Annotated in this window: 18 protein-coding genes and 7 pseudogenes; 13 read left to right on the top strand and 12 right to left on the bottom strand. The window is 69.9% G+C overall.

Going from position 1 to position 26,194, the window contains the following annotated elements:
* The first annotated feature begins 201 nt into the window (after positions 1–201).
* The 3 genes and pseudogenes from ACIQFX_RS30630 to ACIQFX_RS30620 form a co-directional block, all read left to right on the top strand.
* Positions 202–2,688 (top strand): RICIN domain-containing protein, encoded by a 2,487-nt coding sequence (locus tag ACIQFX_RS30630; RefSeq protein WP_402470021.1) that lies wholly within the window; start codon positions 202–204, stop codon positions 2,686–2,688.
* 238 nt (positions 2,689–2,926) lie between these two features.
* Positions 2,927–4,111, top strand: coding sequence for an alcohol dehydrogenase catalytic domain-containing protein (locus ACIQFX_RS30625; protein WP_402470019.1), 1,185 nt, complete (start codon positions 2,927–2,929; stop codon positions 4,109–4,111).
* Positions 4,112–4,152: 41 nt separating this feature from the next.
* Positions 4,153–4,548 (top strand): annotated as a pseudogene (locus ACIQFX_RS30620) (cysteine hydrolase family protein); the annotation flags it as partial.
* Here the strand turns inward: ACIQFX_RS30620 and ACIQFX_RS30615 are convergent.
* Both ACIQFX_RS30615 and ACIQFX_RS30610 read right to left on the bottom strand, forming a co-directional pair.
* Positions 4,505–4,705: a hypothetical protein gene (locus tag ACIQFX_RS30615; RefSeq protein ID WP_402470017.1), complete on the bottom strand. Its 201-nt coding sequence runs from the start codon at positions 4,703–4,705 to the stop codon at positions 4,505–4,507. The pseudogene ACIQFX_RS30620 and the gene ACIQFX_RS30615 sit on opposite strands and share 44 nt — an antisense overlap.
* 211 nt (positions 4,706–4,916) lie before the next feature.
* Positions 4,917–5,264 carry an STAS domain-containing protein gene (locus ACIQFX_RS30610; protein ID WP_402470015.1) on the bottom strand — a complete coding sequence of 116 codons (348 nt, stop codon included), beginning with the start codon at positions 5,262–5,264 and terminating at the stop codon, positions 4,917–4,919.
* Positions 5,265–5,556: 292 nt separating this feature from the next.
* On the opposite strand from ACIQFX_RS30610, the gene ACIQFX_RS30605 reads away from it, so the two are divergent.
* Positions 5,557–6,300, top strand: a complete 744-nt coding sequence (locus ACIQFX_RS30605) for an STAS domain-containing protein (RefSeq protein WP_402470013.1) — start codon at positions 5,557–5,559, stop codon at positions 6,298–6,300.
* A gap of 268 nt (positions 6,301–6,568) precedes the next feature.
* Here ACIQFX_RS30605 and ACIQFX_RS30600 read toward each other — a convergent pair whose 3' ends face one another.
* Complete coding sequence (locus ACIQFX_RS30600; protein ID WP_402470011.1) at positions 6,569–7,351, bottom strand: helix-turn-helix domain-containing protein; 783 nt, start codon at positions 7,349–7,351, stop codon at positions 6,569–6,571.
* Between the two features lie 497 nt (positions 7,352–7,848).
* Complete coding sequence (locus ACIQFX_RS30595) at positions 7,849–9,486, bottom strand: FG-GAP-like repeat-containing protein (RefSeq protein WP_402470009.1); 1,638 nt, start codon at positions 9,484–9,486, stop codon at positions 7,849–7,851.
* Positions 9,487–10,358: 872 nt separating this feature from the next.
* Between ACIQFX_RS30595 and ACIQFX_RS30590 the strand changes: the two genes are divergently transcribed.
* Together ACIQFX_RS30590 and ACIQFX_RS30585 are read left to right on the top strand one after the other, a co-directional pair.
* Positions 10,359–12,827 carry a SpoIIE family protein phosphatase gene (locus ACIQFX_RS30590; protein WP_402470007.1) on the top strand — a complete coding sequence of 823 codons (2,469 nt, stop codon included), beginning with the start codon at positions 10,359–10,361 and terminating at the stop codon, positions 12,825–12,827.
* Between the two features lie 168 nt (positions 12,828–12,995).
* A pseudogene (locus tag ACIQFX_RS30585) lies at positions 12,996–13,211 on the top strand (TetR/AcrR family transcriptional regulator); the annotation flags it as partial.
* A 27-nt stretch (positions 13,212–13,238) separates the two neighbouring features.
* Here ACIQFX_RS30585 and ACIQFX_RS30580 read toward each other — a convergent pair.
* Positions 13,239–13,965, bottom strand: a pseudogene (locus ACIQFX_RS30580) (transposase).
* Positions 13,966–14,134: 169 nt separating this feature from the next.
* Between ACIQFX_RS30580 and ACIQFX_RS30575 the strand changes: the two are divergent.
* Together ACIQFX_RS30575 and ACIQFX_RS30570 are read left to right on the top strand one after the other, a co-directional pair.
* A complete protein-coding gene (locus ACIQFX_RS30575; RefSeq protein ID WP_402470006.1) occupies positions 14,135–14,695 on the top strand; it encodes a hypothetical protein in 561 nt (186 codons plus the stop codon).
* Positions 14,696–14,842: 147 nt separating this feature from the next.
* On the top strand, positions 14,843–15,430 hold the full coding sequence (locus ACIQFX_RS30570) for an Imm21 family immunity protein (RefSeq protein WP_402470004.1): 588 nt from the start codon (positions 14,843–14,845) through the stop codon (positions 15,428–15,430).
* Positions 15,431–15,457: 27 nt separating this feature from the next.
* Here ACIQFX_RS30570 and ACIQFX_RS30565 read toward each other — a convergent pair whose 3' ends face one another.
* From ACIQFX_RS30565 to ACIQFX_RS30550, 4 genes and pseudogenes are all read right to left on the bottom strand, one after another.
* Entirely contained in the window at positions 15,458–16,228 is a 771-nt protein-coding gene (locus ACIQFX_RS30565; protein ID WP_402470319.1) for a transposase, read from the bottom strand.
* Between the two features lie 57 nt (positions 16,229–16,285).
* Complete coding sequence (locus tag ACIQFX_RS30560; protein WP_402470003.1) at positions 16,286–16,591, bottom strand: transposase; 306 nt, start codon at positions 16,589–16,591, stop codon at positions 16,286–16,288.
* Positions 16,592–16,743: 152 nt separating this feature from the next.
* Positions 16,744–16,983, bottom strand: a pseudogene (locus tag ACIQFX_RS30555) (helix-turn-helix domain-containing protein); the annotation flags it as partial.
* Between the two features lie 132 nt (positions 16,984–17,115).
* The gene (locus ACIQFX_RS30550; RefSeq protein ID WP_402470001.1) at positions 17,116–18,036 is read right to left on the bottom strand and encodes a hypothetical protein; all 921 of its coding nucleotides are present in this window, start codon (positions 18,034–18,036) and stop codon (positions 17,116–17,118) included.
* Between the two features lie 76 nt (positions 18,037–18,112).
* On the opposite strand from ACIQFX_RS30550, the pseudogene ACIQFX_RS30545 reads away from it, so the two are divergent.
* A pseudogene (locus ACIQFX_RS30545) lies at positions 18,113–18,775 on the top strand (M15 family metallopeptidase).
* Between the two features lie 562 nt (positions 18,776–19,337).
* Here the strand turns inward: ACIQFX_RS30545 and ACIQFX_RS30540 are convergent.
* A complete protein-coding gene (locus ACIQFX_RS30540; RefSeq protein WP_402470318.1) occupies positions 19,338–20,432 on the bottom strand; it encodes a Rieske 2Fe-2S domain-containing protein in 1,095 nt (364 codons plus the stop codon).
* Between the two features lie 395 nt (positions 20,433–20,827).
* Between ACIQFX_RS30540 and ACIQFX_RS30535 the strand changes: the two are divergent.
* The 4 genes and pseudogenes from ACIQFX_RS30535 to ACIQFX_RS30520 all read left to right on the top strand — a co-directional run.
* Positions 20,828–21,543: pseudogene (locus ACIQFX_RS30535) on the top strand (helix-turn-helix domain-containing protein); the annotation flags it as partial.
* A 51-nt stretch (positions 21,544–21,594) separates the two neighbouring features.
* Entirely contained in the window at positions 21,595–21,846 is a 252-nt protein-coding gene (locus ACIQFX_RS30530) for a hypothetical protein (protein ID WP_402470338.1), read from the top strand.
* Between the two features lie 92 nt (positions 21,847–21,938).
* A complete protein-coding gene (locus tag ACIQFX_RS30525; RefSeq protein WP_402469999.1) occupies positions 21,939–22,187 on the top strand; it encodes a transposase in 249 nt (82 codons plus the stop codon).
* Positions 22,188–22,762: 575 nt separating this feature from the next.
* On the top strand, positions 22,763–23,434 hold the full coding sequence (locus ACIQFX_RS30520) for a PASTA domain-containing protein (RefSeq protein WP_402469997.1): 672 nt from the start codon (positions 22,763–22,765) through the stop codon (positions 23,432–23,434).
* 1,395 nt (positions 23,435–24,829) lie between these two features.
* Here the strand turns inward: ACIQFX_RS30520 and ACIQFX_RS30515 are convergent.
* Both ACIQFX_RS30515 and ACIQFX_RS30510 read right to left on the bottom strand, forming a co-directional pair.
* On the bottom strand, positions 24,830–25,225 hold the full coding sequence (locus ACIQFX_RS30515; RefSeq protein ID WP_402469994.1) for a hypothetical protein: 396 nt from the start codon (positions 25,223–25,225) through the stop codon (positions 24,830–24,832).
* A gap of 33 nt (positions 25,226–25,258) precedes the next feature.
* Positions 25,259–26,054: pseudogene (locus ACIQFX_RS30510) on the bottom strand (IS5 family transposase).
* Between the last annotated feature and the right edge of the window lie 140 nt (positions 26,055–26,194).

The following is a 26,194-nucleotide window of genomic DNA, read 5'->3' as shown; positions in this document are numbered from 1 at the left end:
ACACACGAGCACACGCCTGGCCGTGTGTCCCCAGACGCTCCCCCGGTACCGGACGCGCCCCACGCGCTACGCCGTGACCCGGCCGGGAGAGCACCGCACTCGGAGCGCGTCGAGCCGCTCCGAGTGCCACCGCCGTCCCGAAAGGACGCCGGACCACCCAAGGAGCCGTCTCCCCACGGCTCCTGAGACCAAGGAGTACTCGTGACCACTCCTCGAACCAGACTGGCAGGGGCGCTCGCCTCGGCCGCACTGGTCATCACAGGCAGCAGCGCGCTGACGATGCCCACGGCATCCGCCGACGCGTCCGCCGCCTCCTACACCGTCACCGTCGGCGCCAAGGGCTCCTGGACCACCCCGGACGACACGCCAGCCGGCACCTACATCGACAAGGACGGCACCTTCTACTTCCAGCAGGCCCACGCGCTGTACGGCGCAAGCGACGAGCGCGAGTGGAACTTCTTCACCGGAACGAACCTCGACACCGCCACCCGCTCCAGCGCCCTCAGCGATGCGGTCAACCCGGCCAACTCCAACGACCGCAACAACGACACGACCTGGCGGTGCAACAACAGCCCGACCGGCGTGGAAGCCACCCAGGCCCCCTCCACGGGCACCTACGCGCACCGCAACTACTGCGACCTGGCCGGCGTGTGGGTCGACCCGGACACCGGTGACTGGTACGGACTGGTGCACAACGAGTTCACCCCGGAACCCTTCGGAGACGGTTCCCACTACGACGGCATCGACTACGCCGTCTCCAAGGACCAGGGCAAGACGTGGACCATCAAGGACCACGTCATCACCTCCCACTACAGCACCAAGCGCGGCGACACCACCGCCTTCCCCCAGCAGACCTACCACTACGGCACCGGTGACCAGCGGTTGTACGTCGACACCGCCTCCGGCTACTTCTACGCGTTCTACGGCTCCCGCATCGTGAACAAGGGCTACGGCGGCGGCTGGGCCGCGTTCTACGGCCACGTCGCCCGTGCGCCGATCGCCGGCAAGATGGCTCCCGGCACGTGGCAGAAGTGGTACGACGGTGCCTGGTCCGAGCCCGGCGTCGGCGGCCGCGAGAGCACCATGGTCCCGGTCGGAGGCACCAACACCACCGGATACGTCGCGCCGGCCAAGGAGTACGACCCGGCGAACGGCGGCAGCGTCAGCCAGCAGGTCGCCAACGGACTGACGCCGGCCACCTCCCCGCTCTTCGTCATGGACATCACCTACAACGCCCACCTCGGCCTGTACATCGGCCAGCCCCAGGCCGTCGACCAGAGCGGCAACGCCTCCCAGGAGATCTACGCCACCGACAACCTGGCCACCCAGAAGTGGTTCCGACTCGGCGACACGGGCTCGTACAAGAACGCCTCCTGGTACCGGTGGTTCCTCGACAGCGCCAACAAGACCAGCTCCACGATCGTCGGCAAGGACTTCCGCACGTACTGCTCGTTCGGCTGCTCCAACGGGTCGAGCAGTGAGTACGTCAACCTGACGATCAACACCACCGAGCCCGCCGCCCCCGTGGACACCACGAAGGCCTATCGCATCGCCGGCGGCGGACGGATCCTGGCTCAGGTCCCCGGGAGCTCGGCCACCACCTCGCTCGCCTCCTCCTCCGGCTCCGCCCTGGAGTCGTGGACCTTCACCTCCAACGCCGACGGTTCGTACCGCATCGCCAACATGAGCACCGGACAGCTGCTCGGCGTCGGCACCGGCTCCACGGCGACCCGGGCATGGGGCACCAAGCCCACGGTCACCGCGGCCCAGACCGGCAGCGCCGCCGTGGGACAGCAGTGGTTCGTCCTCCGCGGCACCTCGCACACCGACGGAGCGGCCACCGGCACGTACAAGATCGTCAACCGCTACAGCGGCCTCGTCATCGGCCTCTCCTCCGACACCAACCGACTCGCCGAGACCACCCCCACCCGCAGCTGGACCAACACCACCGGCAACGCGGTCGGCGGCACCCGTACCGCCGGCGAGCAGACCCTGACCCTCACCCCGACCGCCCAAGCCCCCGAAACGGTGACGGTCAGCAACCCGGGCAACCAGAACACCCTCCTGAACACCGCCGTCTCACTCCAGATCACCGCCATCGACTCGGCCGCCAAGCCCCTCACCTTCACCGCCACCGGGCTCCCCGCCGGACTGAGCATCAGCCCCACCGGCCTCATCACCGGCACCCCCACCACCGCGGGAAGCTCCACCGTCACCGTCACCGCCTCCTCCGGCAGCGCGAGCGGCACGACGAGCTTCACCTGGGCAGCCACTCCCTCTCTCAACGGAGTCCACACCCTCACCGCCGCGGGCAAGGCCCTCGACAACCCCAACCACAGCACCACCGCCGGCACCCAGCTCATCACCTGGACCCCGAGCGGCGGCGCCAACCAGAACTGGACCTTCACCCGCCGGACCGACGGCACCTACGAACTCAAGAACACCGAGTCCGGCCTCTGCGCCGACGTCGAAAGCGGCTCCACCACCGCCGGAGCAAAGATCATCCAGTGGACCTGCACCGGCGGCCCCAACCAGCGCTGGATCCTCACCCGGCAGGCCAACGGCACCTACACCGTCGCGTCCGCCGCGAGCGCCCTGCTCCTGACCACCGCCTCATCCACCAACGGAGCCCTGGTCACCCAGCAGCCCGACACCGCCGGCACCCTCCAGCAGTGGACCATCAACTGACCCTCCGGCCTTGACCGACCATGTCGGGGTCCCGAACGGCGAACGGGACCCCGGCATGGTTTCGCCATGCACCGACGGACAACAGTGACGGCCCGGGCCCGTGCCGTGCCGAACACGGCGGGTTGAAGGGGCGACCAGAGGGCAGGCGCGCGGGTACGGGGCCGCAGGGACGGGCCGTGCGGCCGTACGCATCCTGCCCGGCGTCGCATCGCGACGCCGTGTGGACGGAGGAGGCACGATGAAAGCCGTGACCTGGCAGGGCCGCCGCAAGATCGAGGTGGCAACCGTTCCGGATCCGCAGATCGTCGAACCCACGGACGCCGTGATCAAGGTGACGACGACCGGGCTGTGCGGGTCCGATCTGCACCTCTACGAGGTGCTCGGACCGTTCCTCGACGCGGGCGACGTCCTGGGCCACGAGCCGATGGGGGTCGTCGTCGAGGTGGGGCCCGAGGCGCGGGAACTGAAGCCCGGCGACCGGGTGGTCGTGCCGTTCAACCTGTCCTGCGGCACCTGCTTCATGTGCGAGCAGGGACTGCACTCGCAGTGCGAGACCACGCAGGTCCACGAGCACGGCACCGGCGCGAGCCTCTTCGGGTACACCAAGTTGTACGGGCAGGTGCCCGGCGGACAGGCCGAGTACCTGCGCGTCCCCTTCGCCGACACCCTCCCCGTCCGGGTCCCCGAGGGGCCGCCGGACGACCGCTTCGTGTACCTGTCGGACGTCCTGCCGACCGCCTGGCAGGCCGTCGCCTACGCCGACGTCCCGTCCGGCGGCAGCGTCGCCGTCCTGGGGCTCGGGCCCATCGGCGACATGTGCACCCGCATCGCCGCCCATCGCGGGGCCGGCCAGGTGATCGGCGTCGACCTGGTGCCCGAACGGCTCGCCCGCGCCGCCGCCCACGGCGTACAGGTCTACGACCTCGCCCAGTACGGCGACGAACTCGTGGACGCGATCCGCGACGCGACCGGCGGCCGGGGCCCGGACGCCGTGATCGACGCCGTCGGCATGGAAGCCCACGGCGGCAGCGTCGTCAAGGCCGCGCAGACCGCGACCGGCCTCCTCCCCGACGCCATGGCCGCCGCACTGATCAAGAAGGCGGGCGTGGACAGCCTGGGCGCCCTGCACCTGGCCATCGACCTCGTACGCCGAGGCGGCACCATCTCCCTCTCCGGCGTCTACGGCGGGGCCGCCGACCCACTGCCGCTGCTGACCATGTTCGACAAGCAGATCCAGCTGCGCATGGGGCAGGCCAACGTCCGCCGCTGGGTCGACGACCTGCTCCCGCTGCTGACCGACGGAGACCCGCTCGGCGTCGAGGGCTTCGCCACCCACCACCTCCCCCTGGACGAGGCGCCCCGGGCGTACGCGGACTTCCAGAAGAAGCGCGACAGCATGGTGAAGGTCCTCTTCCAACCTTGACGACCGGGCCGGTGTCCGCGTCAGGCCCGCCGTTTCCGCGGCGCTCCCACCACGGTGAGATCCTCGAAGCCGCCCTCGCAGGCCGCTACGCCGACCTGGTCGAGCCGATCACACCTGACGAGGAGGCCCTCTTCGTCGTCAAGGCACGACACCCCGTCTTCCACGAAACGCCCCTGGCCTACCTGCTCGGCCGGCTCGACGTCCGGCGGGTGGTGCTGTGCGGGCAGGTGACCGAGCAGTGCGTGCTCTACTCGGCCCTCGACGCCCACATCCGGCACTTCGACGTCATCGTGGCCCTCGACGCGGTCGCCCACATCGATGCCGACCTCGCGGAGGCGGCCCTGCGGATGATGGAACGGAACATGGCGGCCGAACTCCGCCCCGGCGGCGAGATCACCTTCGAGGACGTCGTTCGGGAAGGTAGGGGGCGGCCCTGACGAGCGCCCTCCCGTCCGGGTTCGGCGACCGGTACCACTCCTCGCCCAGCGGTTCGCCGGCGACCAGGTCCTTGCCGTACGTCTCGCACAGGTCCGGATGGGCCCAGGCCACGCCGTCGTCGTGGAGGCGGTCCGTGCCGTCGGGGGTCGGCCACATGCTCTTCGTCCTGCCGGTTCCGGAAGCCCGGCAGATCCCCGTCGGCTCCGCACTCGCGGGTGTTCTCCGCGGTGGGCCGCCCGTTCATCTCGCCCCCGGTTGACGCGGTCCCCGGCCCTGCCGCAGACCCCGATGATCCGCCCTGCCCGGCGCGATGACGGTCGGCACAGGACCCCCAGGGCTGCTGGAGTCGCCGGTCGGCTCAGTGCGGTCACCCCGCCACGGCCGGCTGGACCGGGAAGAGACCGGTCGTGCCCGTCAGGTCGAGCAGGCGCAGCATCTGGTGGCTGGGAGCAGCGAGCCTGAGGGTGCAGCTGGAGCGCAGGGCGGCCTCACGCGCCCGGATCAGGACGTTGAGTCCGCTGGAGTCGCAGAACGACGAGTTGCTCAGGTCGACGATGATCGCCGATGAGGACTTCGCGTCGGCGAGGGCCGCCGCGAGCAGGTCTTCCAGTTCCCCCGCGTGCTGAATGTCGATCTCACCGCTTACGCGGACGACCGGAGCTTGCGCGTCACTGTCCGCCACACGACTCGTCCTTGCATCGAATTCGCTGGTCATGCGACGCCTCCTCGCCCCCTGCACGGCTGCCGCCGGTCCAGAAACTGCTCCGGCACCCCGTCGGCCCTCGCCGTACGGCTTCTGCCCACGCGACCCGGGTCCATACCTGCCGGCCGCCACGGCTCCGGGGCCGGCGGCAGCAGCACGCGGGGGCCGTCCGACCGGACCGGCACTTCGCTTCGGGGGCGGTCGGTGGTGGGAGGTTCGTCTCCCGGGCTGCGGTCGACCGGCGTCCGGGTCCAGCGTTGAAGGAGGGCCGTAGCACACGGCCCCTTGCTGACGGGAAGCACCCATGACGACCCATGCGGCCCTGAGCGCGGCGTGCCGTCCGGTGCCGCCGGGAACACTCGTCATCGCGCTGGACGGGGAAGCGGACATGGACACGGCCTCCGTGCTGGCGCACGTGCTACGCGAGGCCCTTGACGCTCCGCTGCCCGAGACCGTCGTGGTCGACTGCTCCCGCCTGACCTTCTGCGCCTCGGCGGGATTGAACGAGCTCCTTCGCACCCGTCGCACGGCCACCGAGGCCGGCACCGCCTTCGGCCTCGCCGCCCCGAGCCGTCAGCTGACCCGTCTGCTGGAGATCACCGGCGCCGACAGCGTTTTCGAAGTCCTGCCCTCCGCTCCCCTCGCGTACGAGGAAACTCCCCTCGTGTACGAGGAAACTCCCCTCGCGTACGAGGAAAGCGGAGAAGGCCCGGGCAGGACACCTGTTGCGGGGGGACGAGCTGCAGAGGCCGTCCGACGTCGGTATGCGCCTACGGGTCGAAGCCCTCACCGCGCACGTCAACGACCAGGCCCAAGACGGTCTGTGGGAACTGTCCGCAGAGGAGTCGGCTCTTGCCGGTGCGACTGCCGACCGCCTCGCGGAGGCGGTCGGCCCCGCCGCCGGACAGCAGGAGCTGACGGGGATCGAGCGTCTGGAGCGGTTGCGCGCGGCCATAGCGGAAGTCGCGATCTCCTTGTCCCGTACCCAGGCCGGCCGGCCTGGTTCCTCGCCCGGGCCGCCACCGCGCTCACCCCTGTGCTGGATTGACGGGCTCTGGTAGCCGAGAAAGGACATTCCTTCGGCACGCGAGTTCCCGAGACGGACGAGCTCACTGACGCAGAGAACGCCGTTCGCTGCCTGCAGGGCGCCCTCGCCTTGAGCCAGGTCACCGAGGCCTCGCCCGGGGGCCCCGTCTCCAGTCGGCCTCGGTGAAGCGGGAGGCGTGGCAGGCCGGTGTCACCAGCGCGCCTCCGCGGTTTGCCGTCAGCGGCCCGTGACGCCCGCCTCGTGCGCCGGGCCTCGTGCGCCGGTGGGGTCACGGCCGACGGCGCAGGGTGGTGCTGGGCGCGACCTGGTACGAGGCCCGGTGGTGCTGGGCGAAGTGGTGGCCGAAGCCCCAGCGGACGGCGATCGCCGTCACCGTCGTGGCGTTCGGGTCGGCGGCCAGCAGGTCCTGGTGCGCGTATTCGAGCCTGACCTGGCGCAGGTAGGGGAGTGGGGTGGTGTCCAGGTGCCCGCGGAAGGCGTACTGCACGGCCCGCGGGGTGACGCATGCCGCCGCGATGTGCGCCAGGCCGATGTCCTGGTCGGCGTCGTCCTCGATGAACGCCACCGCCCGCCGCACCGTGTCGGGTGTGGCGTCCGATCCGTCGGCGAGGGTGGGCCCGGAGGTCAGGGTGGTGCGGAAGACGGTGAGGACGGTGGCCGCCATGAGCCGGGAGGCGCTGCCGATCAGCAGGGGGCTGCGGGCGGTGTGCGGGTCGGCCAGGACGGTGGCGACGTAGGCGCTGGTGCTCTTCCACAGCTCGGCTGCGGCCTCGTCGACGGGTGCGCGGGTGAGGAGGCGCAAGGGCTTGTGCCGGCTCTGCGCGGGCAGGGGGGCCACCTCGGCGAGGAGACGGGCGGGCAGGGTGGCGGCCTGGGCGATCTCGGACGTGCCGATCGGCCCCGCACCGGCCTGGGCGAACGAGACGATCGGCTTGCCGGCCGCCGCTCCGGCCAACCGCATGTGCGGTGCGTTGCTGAAGGCCTGGAGCAGGAACTCCCGGGCGAGCTCCGGATCCGATGTCTGGAAGTGCGTCGGCACGGTGCCGGCCATGGGGTGGATCCTTCATGTCCAGCGCCTGCTCGCGCACCAGCGGCTCCTCCAGGGGGCTGTCCTCGGCGGCGAACTGGGCGCGCACGTAGGCCACGGTGGTGTCCCACAGCCGGTACCGGGCGGCGGACACCGGCGCCCAGCCGATGAATCGGACGGGACCCTCGCCGTCCCGGGCGGCTGCGGAGCGCGCCAGGACGTCGACGGGGAGCGAGACCACCTGGTCTTCGATCGAGTCGATCCCGAAGTCGATGGGCGCCCCGGAGGGGTACGCGCCCCAGCTGCCCGGCACCCACCGGTACTCGCCGTCGCGTGTCGCCGCCCGGACCCGGCCCCCGCGCAGGTACAGGAACGTCTCCCGCCGAAAGGAATCGGTCCGCACCCGCAGGCGGACCGGGTAGAACACGTCGCCCACGCCCGTACGGGCTGGTGCAGGTGGCCGGCCGCGGGTTGGGCCGGCGCCCCGGGCATGGGCTTGCCCGGGGCGCCGGTGTGCTTCGTCAGCCGAGGTGGGAGAAGTAGCCCCAGCCGCCGGTGCCCACCGTCACGGAGCCGGTTTCCGTGAAGGTGGCGCCTCCTGGGTGGAAGGCGAGGTCGAACGTCGACGTCGTGTACCAGAGGTCGGAGAGGCCGTCGGCGTTGCCGTCGCCCGCGGAGAGCCCGAGTACGCGGGTACTCGTCGGCAGGTTGCCGATGACCTTGGAGTCGGTGAGGGTCTTCGTGACGCTGTCGTAGCCGTACTGCTTGATGTCCCCGGCGTCGTCACGGGCCCAGATCTCCGCTTTCGTGTCCCCGGTCGTTTCACCGGGAACGAGGATCTCCCGGTTCTGCCAGTCCTCGAAGCTGATCCGGACAGCGCCGTACGAGAGCCATCCGCCGTCTGCCGCCACCCGGCCGCGGTGGAGCCACAGGCCCGTGCTGCTCTTGGCCACGAGGTCGGGGCTTTCGTCGCCGTCGACGTCGCCGACCGCGACCGGCGTGGTGTGGGCCCAGCCGGTCTCGGACACCTTCATCACCACACCGGCTTCGAGGTCGCCGTTGCCCGCGTTCTTGTGCAGGATCAGCTCGTTGCCCTTGCGGGCGACGACGTCCTCGTCGCCGTCACCGTCCCAGTCCCCGCGGTGGCTGACCACCGCACCGTTCCACTCGGGTCCGCTGCCGATCACGCGCGGGGAGCCGAACGCGCCCCGGCCCACCCCGGGGTACAGCCGCAGGGTGTCGTCCTTGCGCACCGCGAGCATGTCGGGGCAGAGGTCGCCGTTGAGGTCGCCCGGCACATGCGCGGTGGCCCGCTCCAGCGGCTGGGCCTCGGCCCACAGCAGCTTGTGGTCCTCAACGGGCGTCAGGTCGATGTCGGCCGTCTTCGCCTTGAAGCCCGTGAAGTCCCTGCTGCCGAAGAAGGCGTGGTCGTACTTGATCCGGTACTTGACGGGGTCCGCACTCGCCCAGGTGGTCGGACGGTTCGTGGTCGCGTCCGCCTCGACGAAGGGGCCCGTGCCACACAGCCCGGTCCGCATCGGCTTCAGCGCCGAGTGGGTCGGTATCGCGTTGAAGTCGCCGAGCACCAGCGCGGGCGCGCCCGCCGCCCATCGCTCCATGTTGTCGAGCACCACCGGCGTACCGTTCGACGGGATGGTCGTCGCCAGGTGCGTCCCGCACGCCAGCGTGGTCCGGCCGCCGATCGGGCCCTTGACGCACGCCACCCACCGCTGCTCCGACACCAGGGGCTCAGCGGGGTTCACCAGTGTCTGGTGCGTGGAGAAGTCCGCCGCCGCGCCCTTGACGAACACCGCGTTTCCGAACTTCGTGGAAGTCCCTCCCCAGCGCGCACACCCAGGGGGCTCCTGCTCGCCGACCCGTACCGACGTGTAGCCGACCAGCAGCTCCGCCAGCGCCTCGTACTGGCCCGCGCACAGCTCCTGCAGCGCGATCACGTCGGCGGTCCCGCCCTCGGAGACCATCCGCGACTGGAACTTCGCCGCCCACTCCTGGGCGGTGTCGACGGTGTTCTGGCATTTGGACGCACCGCACGCGTTGTACGTGACCGTGCGCACCGCCTGTGGTGCGAGCGGGTCGGCCGCCACCGGCTGTGAACCTCCGGTCACGGCGCCGGCGAGCAGGGCCAATCCGATGGCCAACCGGCTCGCGGTGCTGCCGAGTGCTCTGCGTATGCCCTTCAACGGGTCCCCACCCTCGAAATTGAAGATCACTAATCCGGATCATCGTAGGGGCAGCCGCCGTGGGGACCTGCACTGAGCGGTGTGCAGTTCTCGGTCATGTTCAGGGCCTGCGGCTACTGGCCTCTACACCCCCGGGGAGCCGTGAGGGCGGGTCGTGGCCCCGCCCTCACGGGGGGACGTAGGGCGGGGCCAGTGCGGTGCCGCATCGGAGGATGTGCTGTCCGCTGCATTCACCCTGCCATCGGGCCCTGCAGCGACACCAGAGGTGTGCACGAACAAGCCAAAGGCATATGCCGAACCGGGCTCATGTCGGAGGACCCGCCGTCCCGTCGCGCAGTGGGGTGATCGCCCTCGCGCCCCCGTTACGGCAGCTCCTCTGCCGGGTTGGCCGGTCATGCGAATGAAGATCCTGAGCGTGCTGCTCCTGGTCGCGGCGACTGCGGCGGCCGTCCCGACCGGACTCGCGGCAGAAGGCGACGGGCTGGCAGGACGACGGCCCGGGCTACCTCGTACGCGGGTGCGCGGCGAACGCCGGCGACCGGCTCAAGGCCTGCACCGGCTGGCACTGACCGTGTGGCGCGGCCCTCGACGGCACACCGTCATGCGACCACAGGGTCGGGCCCTCACGCGACGCTCCTGACCGCCGGCTTCCGCCCACCTGCACCGGTGGCAGCATCGCCTTCTCGACCAAGGCGCGGGGCGGCAGCGACTGGCAGCGCGCCGGAGGTGAGCACCACAGCCCTGTCGGAGACCTCGCCCACAGGCGTGCAAGACGTACTGAATGTCCGCTTCTCTTATGATGGCCAGAGGGTGAGGCCAGAAACGGACTGATGCCGATGAGCGGACCCGTGAATGCCGAAGGGGCCAGTGCGGGAGAGGAAGGCCCGCCGTCGGAGCCCTGTCCCGCCACTGCCTGGGTGGACCGGGTGGGCACCGTCCAGCTGTGGAGTGGAGAGGCGCAAGCCCTCCTGGGATACCCGGCGAAGGAAGTCTGCGGCACACCGGCGGTGGAGCTGCTGACCACGCGTGGGGACCGCGAAGCGGCGTTGGCCGGGCGCGACCGGCCTGAGGTCGGTCAGAGCTGGGACGGCGTACTCGCCTTGCGACACCGTGACGGGCACGAGGTGAGGGTCGCGCTGCGCGTGCGCCCACTCAGGGACCGGGAGGGCCGGGCGGGATGGTCGGTCTCCGCAGGAGACGCTCGGCGGATTGAGCGGGAAGACATCGACCGGGCGATGATGCGGGCCCTGTTCGAGCAGTATCCCGCCCCCATCGCCCTCCTGGACGACGAGTTGCGGTACCGGTTGCTGAACGAAGCGGCGGAGCGAGTCCTCACCCACCCCGGAAACCAGCTCGTCGGCCGGCATGTCGGCGCGGAAACCTCCCACGTCGACTCCGCAACGATCGACAGGGTTCTGCGGCAGGTGCGGGAGACCGGTGAGTCCGTCCTCGGCCTTCCGGTGCGCGGGAGCCCTCTGTCCGGTCCGGACGACGACCGGATGTGGTCGCTGTCCACCTTCCGACTGACCGACCCGACCGACCGTCCTCTCGGCATGTGCCAGACGTACGTCGACATCACGGACGGGCACCGGGCCGAGCGGCGTCTGGAGCTGCTGACCAAGGCCGGAGCGGGCATCGGTGCCACGCTGGACGTGGCACGCACCGCCCAGGAGCTGGCGGACGTCGTCGTGCCGGCCCTCGGTGACGTGGCCTGGGTAGCCCTGTCCGAGGCCGTGCTGGAGGGGGAGGAGCCCCCGAAGACGTCCGGCCCGGGGCAGTGGAATCTGCGCCGGATCGGCGTGGCCCCGCCGGGTGACGACTGGCCCACCGGTCTCCCGGCCGTGGGCGCGGTTTCGTCCGCGCTGCCGAACCACCCGCTTCTACGGAGAATCGGACAGGGGGAAACCGTCCTTCTGCCTGACCGGGACAGCGTGATCGCCGCAGCTGAGGGGCACTCGGAGCTGGCTCATCTGTTCGTCCCCGAGCACGGCCACTCGGCGATCGCGGCTCCGTTGTTCGCCCGCGGCCTCGTCCTCGGCACCGTGGTCGTCTGGCGCACCCGTCGACCCGGCCCCTTCGGCCAGGAGGACGCCGACCTGCTGACGGAGATAGCGTCCCGGGCCGCACTCGGCGTGGACAACGCCCGCCGCTACACGCGCGAGCACCAGGCGGCCGTCGCCCTGCAGCAGGGCCTGCTCCCCGCGGCCACCACCGACACTCCCGCGGCGGAGACCGTGGGGTTCTACGTGCCTGCGGGGGACGGGGCGGAGATCGGCGGCGACTGGTACGACGTCATAGCCCTCCCGTCCTTCCGCGTCGCCCTCGTCGCGGGTGACGTCACGGGACACGGTCTGCCCGCCACCGCCACCATGGGCCGACTGCGCACGGCCGTCGACACTCTGGCCGACATGGAACTGGACCCGGACGAACTTCTCACCCACCTCGACGACCTCGTCCACCAACTCCAGACCGAGGCGCCGCACCAAGGGGACACCGTCGGCGCCAGTTGCCTGTACGCCGTCTACGACCCCGTCACCTGCCAGTGCACCCTGGCCAGCGCCGGACACCCACCACCCGTCGTGATCCGGCCTGACGGCACCACCGGATCCGTCGAAATCTCGCCCGGGCCGTTGCTCGGTGTGGGCGGGATGCCGTTCGAGGCGACTACGTTCGAGCTCGAGCCCGGCAGCATCGTCGCGGTGTACACCAAGGGCGTCATCTACCGCGACGACCACGATCCCGACGCCGGTCTGCGGCGGCTGGCCGACCGTCTCGCGCGGTTCGCCGGCCCCGGCCGTGATCTGGACGATGTGGGACACGAGCTTCTCCGGAGCCTGGGCGGCGCTCCGGCCCGCGACGACATGGCCCTGCTTCTGGCGCGCACGCGTGCCATCGCTCCGGCGAACACCGCCACCTGGGAATTCCCCGCAGACGCTTCCGTCGTCGCCGCCGCCCGCAAGGCGGCGGCCGGGCAGCTGGCCGCGTGGGGACTGGACGAGGTGTCCTTCACCACCGAGCTGGTCGTCAGCGAACTCGTCACCAACGCCGTCCGGTACGCGGGCGGTCCCATCGGCCTGCGCCTCATCCGGGAGAACGTGCTGGTCTGCGAGGTCAACGACCCCAGCAACACCCAGCCACGGCTGCGCCGGGCCCGTTGGTCCGACGAAGGGGGCCGAGGTCTGTTCCTCATCGCCCAACTCACCACCCGCTGGGGCAGCCGCTACACCTGGAGCGGAAAGACCATCTGGACCGAACAGCCCCTCACTGCTGATCTCGGCCTGCTCAACTTGCCGCCCTGATCGCAGCCGGTACACCGGCGGGTGGAAGGACCTGCCGGCGTAGAAGAACCCTGCGCAGGAAATTCACCCGTCGCGGTGTGCTGCTCGCAGAGTTGGAAGGGGCCGACCGGTCTGCTCGCGTTCATAACTGATGGCTTCGTCAGTTCCGGTCTCCCATGCAATCGGCCCATGGACGCATCCCGAACGACGCCGCTCCCCAGGCCGGACCGCTTCGAGCGGCGCCGTGCGCAGACGCGGCAGGCGTTGATCGGTGCGGCACGGTGGATCCTGGCGGAGCGGGGCAGCGACACGGCGAGCATCCAGCAGATTGCAGACCGGGCCGATGTCGGCTTCGGCGCTTTCTACAACCACTTCGAGTCCAAGGACGCGCTCTTCGACGCGGCGGCCTTGACCCCGAATCCTGGACACGGGTTATGCGGCTGGTACCAGCGTAGTTGGTGTGGGGTGGAAGGCGTTCTCGAAGGCGATCGGTGATCGTTGTCCGAGGCGGGAGTGTCGGCGTCGGGTGTTGTAGCGGTGGAGCCATCGGAAGGCGTCGAGTCGGGCCTCGCGTTCGGTTGGCCAGCTCTTTCGTCCTTGCAGGGTCTCGCGTTTGAAGGTTGCGTTGAAGGACTTGGCGAGTGCGTTGTCCGCGCTGGACCCGATCGCGCTCATGCTTTGCCGCACCCCTGCTGACCTGCAGGCTTCGGCGAAGGCCCGGCCGCCTGCCTGGCGGCCCGGTCCGTGGCCGTCCGGCGCCAGTAGTAGAAGCTCGAGCGGGCGATGCCGAGGACGGTGCACAGCCGCTTCACGCCGTGGCGGCGCTGGTGGTCGGCGACGAACTGGAAGCGGTTCACCAGCGCGTCTCCCCGGCGGAATACTTCGCCGCCTTCCGCAGGATCTCGCGTTCCTCCTCCAGCTCGCGGACCTTCTTGCGCAGAGCGGCGTTCTCGGCCTCCAGCGGAGTGGGCGGCTCGGTCGGCGCCTCCGCCCGGCGGCCCCGGGGCCGGCTCGCGTCGGCTGCCCGGACCCAGTTCCGCAACGTCTCCGGGTTGACCCCCAGATCAGCGGCGACCGACCTGATCGTCGCGCCGGGCCGCGACTCGTACAACGCGACCGCGTCCGCCTTGAACTGCGGCGGGTAGTGCTTCATGACCACGAGATGTCCGTTCTCAGATCCTCAGGATCCAGTGTCTCGTGTGTCCAACATCAGGGGTCAAGGCCCCATCACGAATTGGAAGTTGTGGTCGTGGTCGAGATGGTTGCGGTGATAGTTCTTTGATCCGGCCGGCGCGGCCGGCCTGTCACACCCCGGAGCGACCATGCGTATGCCTGCCCTGTCTGCGGCCACCCTCGTCATTGCCCTTGGCGCTCTGACAGCGTGCGGGTCGGGCAGTGACCAGAAGAACGCCGGTCCGGAAAGCAGCGAGCCGAAGAGCACCGCGGCCGCGTCCGCGAGTGCGGCGGTCGACGGCGGGACGAAGCCCGCCGGGAAGCCGCTCACTGCCGGTGATGCCTTCACCCAGCTGTCGGCCAGGGTCTCGACTGCCAAACTCTCCGGTGTCGTCACGGAGGACAACGACCCGAACCATCTCCTCGGTCGTCCGAACCAGTACACCAGCAAGATCACCTTCACGGACTCCCGTATCAAGGCCGGCGACGTCACGGGTGCGGACCTCGGCAGCGTCGAACGCGGCGGCGCGATCGAGGTCTTCGCGACGACCGCCGACGCTCAGGCCCGCGCCGACTACATCGGGAAAGTCACCAAGGGCATGCCCATGCTCGTCGAGTACGACTACGTCAGCGGCCCCGTGCTCATCCGCGTCAGCCACTACCTGACTCCGACCCAGGCCGCCGACTACAAGGCCGGTGCCGCCTCCCTCGGGTAGAGAGCACCACACCGCCCGGGACACGCGGACATACCGAGTACTCGACCCGACGCCTGCTCCCCGCACCCGCGGGGACGTTCCCTTTCCCCGTCCTGGGTTCCGATGAGCGCGGGGACGTTGTCAGTGGGCGGGGGCACACTGACTTGCATGGTCATCTCTTCATCCACTGCAGACGATGCCTCCGACCCCTCCACTGTCTGGGTGGAGTCGATGGGCGGTCCTCTGATCGTCGTCCCCGTCTCCGCCCTGGCCTCCTGGGGCGGGTGCACGGAGAGTGGGCTTATGGCGGGAGACGCCACCGCCCCAGACGACTACGACCGGGCCTGCGCGGTGGACGATCTGGTCGGAGTGATCCCCATCGACGAGAACGGTGCGCAGGCACTGGTGCTGGCGGACGAGCCGGCGACCAGCTGCTACCTGCCCCAGCGCCGAGCGTTCCTGCGGTGGCTTGCCGCCGACTCCGAGGCAGGCCTGAGAGCCGCGGCGGACACTGTCCTCGCAGACCCGGCCACGGTGTGGGAGGAGTGCGGCACCTGGGCCTCGGACGGACCGGCGGTGCTCATGGACTCCGCCGAAGCGGGTTCCGACCTGGGCGTCGAGTACCCCGGCGGCGGGATGCCCGCCGAGGCGTCGGTCCCACTTCCCGCCGGCCGCTGGAGGGTTCGCGCCACCCAGACCAAGGTGGACGAGGAGAACTGGGTCGGTCTGGTCCAGCTCCTGCCCGCCGCATCCTGAACGGACAGTCCTTCGGGCCGGGTGCAGTCAGCCGCGGCGCCCGACGTTGTGCAGATGGGCGATGCCGAGCATCGCATGGTGCACGCCATCGCCCTTGAGGCGGCAGTCGCGCAGGATCTTCCAGGTCTTCATCCGGGCGAAGGCATGCTCGACCCGAGCGCGGATCGTGCGGTGAGAGGCGTTGTGCTCTTCCTTCCAGGCAGGCAGTTCGCTCTGTCCGGGGTCACGGCGGTGTGGGATGACGAGCCCGGTACCTCGATAGCCTCCGCCGGCTATCACTGCGGCGTTCCCGACGGCGGCCTTCGCCCCGGACAGCTCCCATGCCTTGCAGTCGTTGCGGTTGCCCGGCAACGGCCGGCCGACCACGACCACCAGTTGGGTGTCTGCGTCGATGACGACCTGGTGATTCGTCGAGTACCGGTAGTTCTTGGACCGCTCCGCCACCGCGTGGTCGCGGGTGGGAACCAGAGTGCCGTCCACGATGAGCACGGCGTCCTTGTGAAACCGCTTCTGGGGCCGGAACGCGAGAAGAGGCCCGACGTGCCTGACGATGCGGCCAGCCGCGGACTTCGAGACACCGGAGAGCGGGGCGAGCTGCCGCAGCGTCAGGTTGGTGCGCCAGTAGGCAGCCACCAGGAGCACCCGGCCCTCCAGCGAAATCCCCCACGGCCGGCCCCGCCGAGCGACGTCGGCGCCTTCCCTCCGCAGGGCACTCACCACCCTGTTGAACTGGCGCGGAGCCACACCGGTGAACGGTGCTGTCCAGGACGGCTCAGACGCTGTGATCACGTGTGACACGGTCGAGATCATCGCAGGGCAAGATCACTTACGGGACAGCCCTTACTGATCTTTTCGTTAGTTCGGTGGGCGTGGTGGGTGGAGGGTGAGGCCGGTGTGGGCGAGGAAGGGCCAGGGCAGTCGAGGGTTGTCGTTGATGCGGTGGATGCCCTGTTCGGTGGCGTCGGCGACATCGGCGAGGTGGTCGCCGGTGAGGTTGGTGAGCTCGCGTTTCTTGAGCGAGGACCACAGCAGTTCCACCGGGTTGAGCTCGGGTGTGTAGGCGGGTAATCGCTCCAGGGTGAGCCAGTCCTGCTCGGTGACCCCGGCCCGCATCGCCCGGCCCGCATCGCGCGGCTCCGGTGAGCGGACGGACCATCCCACACGAGGACCACCCGCTCCCCGCTGTAGAACGTCTTCATCTGCTCCAGGACCTCGATGAGTCCGGCGGTGTCGTAGCTGCCGGGCTTGAGGTGGAAACACAACCGTGGACCTCGGTCGGGGTCGGTGGAGACGACGCCGACCCGTTCCAGGGTCCACAGGTCGACCTCGAAGCCATGAGCCTGGGCGCCCTGCTCCAGCGCGGCCCGGACCCGCTCGACCTGGGCATCGTCCAGCTTGGGCGGCCGCCCGGTGGCCGGGCGCCGGCGCAGAGCGTCGGCGCCGTCCTTCTCCCAGACCCGTTTCCACCGCCGCACGCTCTCGTCACTGACCCCGAGCATCCGCGCGATCTCGGCACCCGAACGCCCCTGATCGAACAACTCGGCCGCCCGCACACGCCGGGCCTCGGCCAACTGCGGCCGCGTCAAAGGAGGAACAACAGCCCCGGAGGCAACGGGCGAAGGCTTGAAGGACACCCCATCAGGATCCCCCACGACATCACTGCACCCACAGAACTAACGAAAAGATCAGTAGGCGCGGCGCAGGATGTAGAACTCGCCCGCGTCGGGGTCGCCGACGGTTGCGTAGAGCTTCGGGGCCTCGCGGGTGCCGTGGACGTCGAAGCCGTCGATGTCGACGGGGCAGGCGTCGACGGAGACGTCGACCTGCCGGACGTAGGGGCTGTCGGCGGGCCCCGGGTTCCAGACGCCGATGCCGGAGCACTCGCGGACCAGGGGCTCGCCCGGGCTGGAGAAGTCGAAGGTGTGGAGGCGGGAGGCCGTGACCCTGCCGTCGGCGGTGAGGGTGAGGGTGCCGCCCCGGCCGTCCGAGTAGGTGCCGGCGGCCTGTTCCGCGTTCAGCAGCGGCGGCTCGTAGCCGATTCCGGCGGACAGCGCGATGCCGGCGAGGGTGAAGGCGCTGACGGAGGCGAGCGTGCCGAACATCGCCGCCCGCCAGAACATCGCCCGGCCGGAGAGTCGCGGCCGGTTCGGGAGCAGCAGACGCCGGGCGACGAGTGCGGGGGCGGTGAGCGCGGCTGTCGCCGCGAGCCATCCGGCGAGGCCCGCGAGGGGGCCGGTGTCCGTGAGGATCGCCCCGGCTAGGACCGGAGGGGCGGTCGCGGCGGCGGTCGCCGCCGGGACCCACCACCACGCCTCGCGTCCCGAGAAGCGGCGGCCGAGCCAGGCCGCCGTCCTCAGCAGCGGCGTCACCGCGGTCACGGTCAGGATGGCACCAAAGACGTATGCGGCGGCTACCAGGAAAGGCGCGGCGATCACCAGCAGGAACAGCGACATCGGGTTGATCGGCGTGAGCGGGCCTTCCTGGGTCTGCCCCCACACGAAGGCGGCGATCAGCCCGATCACGGCCTCGGCGAACAGCACTGTGGCACAGGCCGTCACGACGGCGCCGAACCGTTCGTTCGGGTGCGCCTGTCTCTGCCCCGCCACCCTACTCTGCATTTCTGAACGCATTCAAATCCCCTCCTGTGGTCATCATGCACCATCACGGAGGGATGATCGACCTGTGAGTGAGATCGTTTTGACGTCCGATCCGAGGATCGCCGCCGTACCCGTCGTGGGACGTGGAGAACGCCTCATGGACGTCCGCGGCAGCACGCTGCTGGTCGACCCGCGCAAACAGGGCTTGGAGAACGCCTACGCCCACCTCCGGGAAGGCGCCCTCGAACGGCTGCTCAAGGCACAGGAACTCCTCCCGGGCGACCTGCGCCTCCTGTCCGTCGAGGGCTGCCGACCGCCCTCGCTCCAGCGCGAGTACCTCAGGAGTACGCCCACCAGCTCCGCGCCGCCCACCCCGACTGGACCCCCGACTGACTGCACGTCGCCACCAGCCGCTACGTCTCCCCGTCCGACATCGCCCCCCACCGCGCCGGCGCCGCCGTCGACCTCACTCGCCGACACCGACGGCCGCGAACTGGACCTCGGCACCCGGGTGAACGCCGACCCGGAGGAGAGCGGCGGCGCCCGCTACACCCACGCGCCCGGCATCTCCCCGTGCGCCCGCGCCCACCACGAGTTGCTCGGCAGCGTCCTCACCGCCGTCGGTCTCGTCGACTACCCCGCCGAGTGGTGGCACTGGCCCTACGGCGACCGCTACTGGGCCCTCGCCACCGCCACCCCACCACCCCCTACGGCCCCGTCCCCCATCGCGGCCCCGCACCCCGTCTAGGTCCACCACGTGACCACCGCCCTCGCGGCCTGGTTGCGCGAGCACGTCGAGCGCGCGGCACAAACCGCCCGGCACCACGACCTCGACCTCACCGAACCGCACCCGGGCGGCTCCTCACTGGGATTCTCGACAGCGCTGAAAGAGGAGGCCGCCGAAGCCGAAGCCGAAGCCGAAGCCGTGGCCGCAGCCCGGCCTGCTGCTCCTGCACGACCTGCGCGATATCCATCTGAGGGCTACGGAGAACTCCCTGTACTGGGAGACGCTTCCCCAAGTCGCCCAAGTCGCCCAGGCGGCTCGCGACGACCGCCCCTCAACTTCGCATCGGCCTGTCACCCCCGGACCCTGCGGCAGACCCGCTGGACCAACACCATGATCAAGACTCTCTCCCCGCAAGCGCTCTCGAGCCTGTGAGCAGCCGAGGATCCTGCCGGCCTGGAAGGGCTCCTGGCGCTCCCGGAACCGCGCGTCGGAGCAGTCCATCGGCGCGGTACCTCTGAACCCGTCCCCCTATGCGGTGGTTCCCCGGCTCAGGTATGCCGTCCGCCTCGCGGGCGCGCAGACGTCAGGTTGAAGAACACCTCGACGCAGGTAGTGGGTCCCAGAGGCCGGCCTGCGGCCGCAGGGGAACGCCATTGGTGCGCAGCACCTCGCGGACGTCCAGGATCACCGGGAAGACCTCGTGGTTGCGGTCCTCACCCTGCTCGTCCCACGCTCTCTGTTCCGCTTCGACGGCCATCCGGTCCTCTGCGAAGACCCGCTCGGCGAACCGACGGATGAACGGCCATGCCACATGAAGGGCGGCAGGAACCCCGGGCTTCTCGATCATGAGCAGGCCGTAGGTACGGCACGTGCGCTGCTCGGCGTCTTCGGGTACGTACGCCGCCCAGAGCCTGAGGGACGGGTGGTCGGCGTCCTGCGGAACCAGGTCGAGCATCTGGTACGGGTACTGCGTGCTGATAGTCATGACATCGGCGGAGGCGGAACCGCCGATGCCCTCACCGGCCAGCAGCCCGGCGCTGCGGTTCCGCTTCCCCCCGGTGTGCGTGAACAGGTACCTGGCTTCCACCGTCTGCCCGTCGACCCGGTGGCTCAGGAGCTCCGGGTGCAGCCTGCCCACGACGCCACGGTGGAGGAACTGGTGGTTCATGTCGAGGAGGTTCTCGTGCATGAAGGAGTAGTGGCAGCGGACGGTCCGGGAGAAGGTCATGGTCCGGTACTTGGGCGAACCGTGGGCCGGCAGCTCCGGCAGCGCGGTCTCCGCTGCCTTCTTCGGGTCGCCGGGGAAGACGAAGACCAGGCCGTACGCCTCGCGGACGGGGTAGCCGCGCACTCCGCGCGGCGGCCGGCCGTCCCCTTTGGAGAGGTAGGGGATCTGGGAGATACGGCCGTCACCGCGGTAGGCCCAGGCGTGGTAGCAGCAGCGGAGCGTCTCGCCTTCCACCACGCCCATGCTCAGGGGGACCTGCCGGTGCGCGCACCGGTCCTCCAAGGCGTGTACGGCCCCGCTCTCACCGCGGTAGAGCGCGATGCGCTCACCGGCGAACGCGGTCGCGTATACCCGCCCTTGGCGTACTTTCCTCGACAGCGCGATCGGGTACCAGTAGTCCGGGTTCGCGCCCACGCGCCGTAGGTCGGGAAGGCCCGCGGACTCCGGCATCGTGTGTCGGAAGCGCTGGACGCCGTCGCTGCTGGGGACGGGCGGCGTGGTGCCGCTGCCAGGCGGTGTTCCGGCCATACGCACTCCCTCTGTTCCGTCGGGTGGGACATCGGGCACGCGGGGTTTCAGCGCGCATGATCCGGTCGAGCCCGCCTGCACCGGGCCGCCGAGCGACGGCTGGGGCCTTGGCTTTCTCCATCCTGACCTTTCGCCCCTCCTGCCGCATCAAGGGCAGGTCCGCGTGGGTGACCTCGTTTGGTTCCCTGCTGCCGCCGCTGGTCCGGTCGAGCGCAGCCTCCGGCTGAAGCACTACTAGTGCCGTGACCGGGAAGGTTCGCCGGGTTGCTCGCCGTGCTGGTTGGAAAAGGCTTCTCCAGCCAGCGTGGGGAGGCGGCATGGCGCAACCGGTCCCGGTTCGCAGGCTGACCGAGCAGGAGGGTCAGGGACTTCAGCACGTCGTCCGGCGAGGCAGTGGCAGCTCAGTGCGGTTCCGGCGGGTGATGATGCTGCTCGCCTTGGCCGGCGGCAGCACGGTCCCGGTCATAGCCCGTCTGGTCCAGGTGGACGAGGACACCGTCCGCGACCTGATCCACAAGTTCAACGCGATCGGGCGCGAATGCCTCAACCCTCGATGGGCGGGAAGCTGTTCCCGCCTTCTCGATCGTGACGACGAGGGCTTCGTCGTCCAGGTGGCCACCCCCCGCCCGACCGCTGGCTCGTCCTGGGCAGAACAGGGACGGCCCGACCGACTGCCTGCAACGTTCCGCCGAACCCGCGGGGTCACCTACTTCCACAGCTGCTCCTCAGTCGGCGACGACCAGATGTGGGGGATCAACCGGCGCCGCAAGGGCATCGACCACACCTGGGCGACCCTGCGAACCGTCCGGGCGGGCCGCCGGACGGCGCCCCGATCTACGTGATCCTCGACAACCTCTCCGCCCACACGAACGGGCGGATGAAGAGATGGGCGGCCAAGAGCAAGGTCGAGCTGTGATCTACCTCGACCTGCGCCTCTTGGGCCAACCCCATCGAAGCCCACTTTGGACCGCTGCGGCAGTTCACCCTGGCCAACTCGAACCATCCCAACCACACGGTCCAAACCCGGGCCATCGGCGAGGTGCGACCCCTGCTCGCCGAGCGGGGGTGCACCGTCAGCCCCGACGTGCGGCTGCGGACCCTGGCCGAGGTCGTCGACCATCTCGGTGTCAGCGGGAAGACCGGCATCATCGACGGCGCCGAGGTCCGGGTCCGGCGGCCGGCCGCCGGAGGTAAGGACCGGGACAGTTTCATCTCCGGCAAGAACAAGCAGAATGCCGTGAAGTCCATGATGGTCACGGATGGCGAGGGGCGCGTGCTGTGGTGCAGCCGGCCATGCCCGGAAGCTGCGCGGACATCACCCACGCCCGGCAGTTAGGGCTGGTCAAGCTGCCGACTGATGGGCCCGCGGTCGAAATTCTCGCCGACGCCGGCTACTAGGGCCTCGGCGCCCAGACCGGCGGATGCGTGGTGACACCGCCGCACCGCAAGTTCAAGAAGAACGCCCCCGGCTGGTACGAGGAGATGTACGAGCGACGGCGCAAGGCGCACTCCTCGCGACGCATCCGGGTCGAGCACGGCATTGCCCATCTGAAGAACTGGCGGTCCCTGACCCGCCACCTCGGCCGCCGCGAGCACATGAGTGACATCGTCCGGGCCACCGCCGGCCTGCTGTCCCATCAGCAGACCGCGGACCTGATCCCCGTACAGCAGAGGTGAGCACCGGGCCCCGCCGTAGTCCTCGACGCCTCACCGCCTACCATGGGCGAGCTCGTCAGGTCTGTTTGACGATCCCCGGCCACCGGCTGCGGAGGCTGTTCCCCACGTGCAGCAGGGGCACCACCCGGAAGGGTGGCTTCCGCCTTCTGCGTACGATGCCGGTTGTCAGCTTTCATATGTATGTATGGATGGAAGGGCTCCGCGCCACCATGTCAGGCCCCCAGAGCCACGACTCCTCGCCTCCCCCTTCTTCCGCAACCGGCCCCTGGTGGCAGACGGGCGCGGCACGCGGGGGAGCCATCGCCGCCGTCCCCCTGCTGGGACTGGTGAACGACCGGCTCGGCGGGGTGATGCTCCTTGTCACTCTGTTCCTCTTGTGGTGGCGCAACCCCTGGCCCATGCCGGGCAGGCTCGTCGCCTCGGTCGCGGCGATGGCCCTCTTCGGGGCGGTGCTCCCCGAGCAGCCGGCCGGCACTCCGGCCCGGGCGGCGAACGCCGAGACCGCGAAGCCGCCCGCGCGCCCGAGTCGCTTCCCCACCCCCTCGCGGGCGACGCCTGAGGCCACGATGCCCACGGTGCCCGACTTCACGGGCGACTCGCTTGACGTGGCTTTCCCGAAGTCGCGGAGGAGGGGCTTCACGGTCATCTATCACGACGCCTCGGACCAGAACCGGAAGGTGACGGCGCGTTCACTGTGGAAGGTCTGTTTCCAGGTGACTGGTGGATCGTCCGAGGAACCGGTCGTGGACTTCGGTGTCGTACGCCGAGAGGAACCGTGCCCTGCGGCCGAGGGCAAGACGGTGCCGTGGCAGAAGATGCCCGACGTCCTGGGGCTGACCTGGCGCGCCGCTGTCCCGAAGGTGACGGCCGCGGGCGTATCCGAGGAAGACGTGCGCGCCAAGGCCGCGTACCTCAACGACACGCTCCCTCGTGAGGGCGAGTACGACGACTGGCGCGTGTGCCGGCAGGACCCGGCGAGCGACAGTCCCCTCACCGACGAGGTCTACATCGTGAGCCTCGCGCTCTCCTCGCCCGACCACGGCTGCCCCGCCCCGGACCGGGGCAGGGACGCCTACCTGCCGGACCGTGACGACGACGGCGACCCTGACTACCTCGACCCCTATCCCCGCGACCGGAACCGCACGAGGCTGTACCCGAACGGAATCCCGGGCGATTCGGGCGGCTCCGGAGGTTCAGGCAGCTCCGGCGACGGCTCGCGCATCTGCCGCCACACACGCTGGTGCTGACGGTGCGTCGACGTGGCGGAGAAAGGTCCGGTCTGCGCTGATTCTCGCGCTCCAACCTCCAGAGCGTCGCATCAGGGCCACCGCCAACCAGCCGGTGGCCCGCACCCTCGACCCAGCGATTCACCGCGACCGTTGCAGTTGGTGCGCGATTCCCGGGGCCGAGGCGCGACGTACCTGGCGGAGCAGGGGGGCGCCGCCGGCGGACCAGAGCGCAGCGAAGCGCACGGCAACAGCTGCGGGCGTGCTCCTGGCCGCCGTCCTCGCCCCGGCTGCGCACGCCTACGGGCCCGGCGGCGCATCTGCGAGGGCGCCAGCATGGACATCCAGGTCCGAGCCGAGGGCGGGACACTCTCCGGCGGCTCCCCGGCCGCCACGGTTCCGGCCGGCACTGAAGGAATCGCAAGCCGTGTCATCACCCTGAGCACACTCTTCGTCCGGCAGATGGGGGAAGGTTCACGGGTATGTGAGGATCCGCCCGTGAAGTGCGACGTGTGCGGACGAGCGATGTGGCAGTGGCCTGTGCCGCCGACTGCTCGGGAAGAGCAAATCTGTTCCTGCTCCTGGTGTTATGCCTCGACCCATGTGGGCGGCGAGTGGTTCGAGATCTCGCGGCCCCCGTACCGGCCCATGGGCATGCGCTGGCAGCCAGCCGTCACTGACCGCCTTTCCCCTGACGTCTCTCATGCCTTCGGTGCCTACGACGCAACGTTGTGCGGGATCCAGCGAGTCGGCATGGCGCCCTCCGACTACTGGTGGCTGCCAGAGAGGGAGGGCGCCTGCGATGACTGTCGATCCGCGGCGAGCGTCATCGCCGGTCGCTGGCCTCAGGCCATGCGCGGCGAGGACGCGCGCATCAGCGTCCCCCGGTCGGAAACCTCCGGATAGCTCGCAACGGGACAGCAGCCTTCCCGGGGGCTCACACTGTGCTGCCGTAAGGCAACTGCATTGGTCTTCGCCAGCCCTCAGGCCCTTGCTTCGGTCACTGTCACCCGGTGCGAATCGGCATCGTCGTGGCCGGCCCCGGCACACGCCGGGCGACAGCGCCCCTCCGGCAACAGAGGTACGTCCTACGGGACAGCGGATCCGACCCGGCAGCCCGTCAACAAGGTTCAGGATCGGTACGCGGGAGGAAGGACCGCCGTCCCGCTAACGGCGTATCGCGCTGCTCCGTCTGGGGGATGCCTTGTCGGACGAGGTCCCTACTGTCCGCCAACGGGTTGAGCCCAGCCCAACACGGACTCGGCGAGGGAGAGAGCCCGATGGTGTTCGTCGGGGTGCACGGAGAGTGGGGGCGGATCGACGCCACTGAAGCCGACCTCGGGTGCAGACAGGACCGGGAGAGCATCTACAAGGCCTTGTGCTCACGAAGCCACGGCGAAGTGATAAGACGTCATATCAATTGGTGAGGTGCCGTCGGGTGAACGGTGCCGTTCCCAGGACGAGTGCGGCGAAGGCGGTGAGTCGTTGAAGGCCGGGCTGAGCGGCGAGGTTGCTGTGCTGGATGCCATACACCGCGTACCAGTTGGCGGCGAGGTCGGTCGCCATGATGGCGCAGGCGAGGTCGGTCCCTCGGCGTTTGCCACGGATTAGGAGCACGGCGGCGAGCGTGTCGAACAGTGCCAGCGACGACCAGTAGAGGTTGAGCCACCCTGGTGCCCAGTCGTGCGGGCGCAGACCATGGCGGAGCAGGTCGGTGACGTGCGCGGAAGCGCCGCCGATGAGCAGGACGGCTGCGGTGCCGCAGGCCGATATGACCGCCCGACGCGGGGTGTGGTGCATCCATCCGATCACGCTGTGGATCGTCCCACCTACGGGTGTCGCCCGTCAGGCTGCCGGTCTGCGGTAGCAGATGAGGGTGCAGGCGATGGCGGTGAAGGCCAGGAAGTGGTCGGCCTTGCGTTCGTAGCGGCGGTGCAGGCGGCGGCAGCCGCCCAGCCAGGACATCGTGCGCTCGATCGTCCAGCGATGTCGGCCCAGCCGTGTGGAGGATTCGACGCTCCTGCGGGCGATGCGGTGCCGGATGCCGCGCGAGCGGAGCCAGCGGCGCAGGTGGTCGTAGTCGTACCCCTTGTCCGCGTGGAGCTTGGCGGGCCGCCGCCGGCGTGGGCCGCGTCGGGAGCGGATCGGAGGGATGCCGCGTGCCAGCGGCTCAAGCGCCTGGCTGTCGTGGAGGTTCGCGCCGGAGATCCCGACGGAGATGGGCAGACCGGTCCGCTCGGTGATCAAGTGGATCTTCGATCCTTTCTTGCCCCGGTCGACAGGATTCGGACCTGTCAGTTCCCCCCTTCAGGGCCCGCATGTTCACCGAGTCGATCGCGCAGCGCGATCAGTCGGGGCCGCCGCGCGAGCCCAGCTCGTCGAGGACGACGCGGTGCAACTTGGCCCAGACCCGGGCGGTACTCCACTCGGTGGAGCGCCGGTGTGCGGTCGGCCCCGACGGACCGAAGGCCGGCGGCAGCTGCCGCCAGGTGCAGCCTGTCGTGGCCACGAAGACGATCGCGGCCAGCACTTCGCGGTCCCCGTACCGGCGTCGGCCGCCGCCCTGCCGTCGTACCGGAGCGGGCGGGACCACCCGCTGGAACAGCTCCCACAGCTTATCCGGCACCAAACGCTCGACCATCGCCACACAGGGCAGGCTACTCAACCCACCAAATGAGACGACGTCTTAGAGGTCCTAACAAAGGCGTTGGACGTGTCGGTAGGTGATCAGGCAGGTCGCGAGGCCGAGGAAGGCTTCGTGGATGTCGTCGCGTCGTTCCC

The sequence above is a fragment of the Streptomyces sp. NPDC093089 genome (assembly GCF_044754405.1).
Classification (GTDB): Bacteria; Actinomycetota; Actinomycetes; order Streptomycetales; family Streptomycetaceae; genus Streptomyces.
Note: the sequence above shows the minus strand (reverse complement) of the source record. Positions and strands in the feature narration are given on the sequence as shown.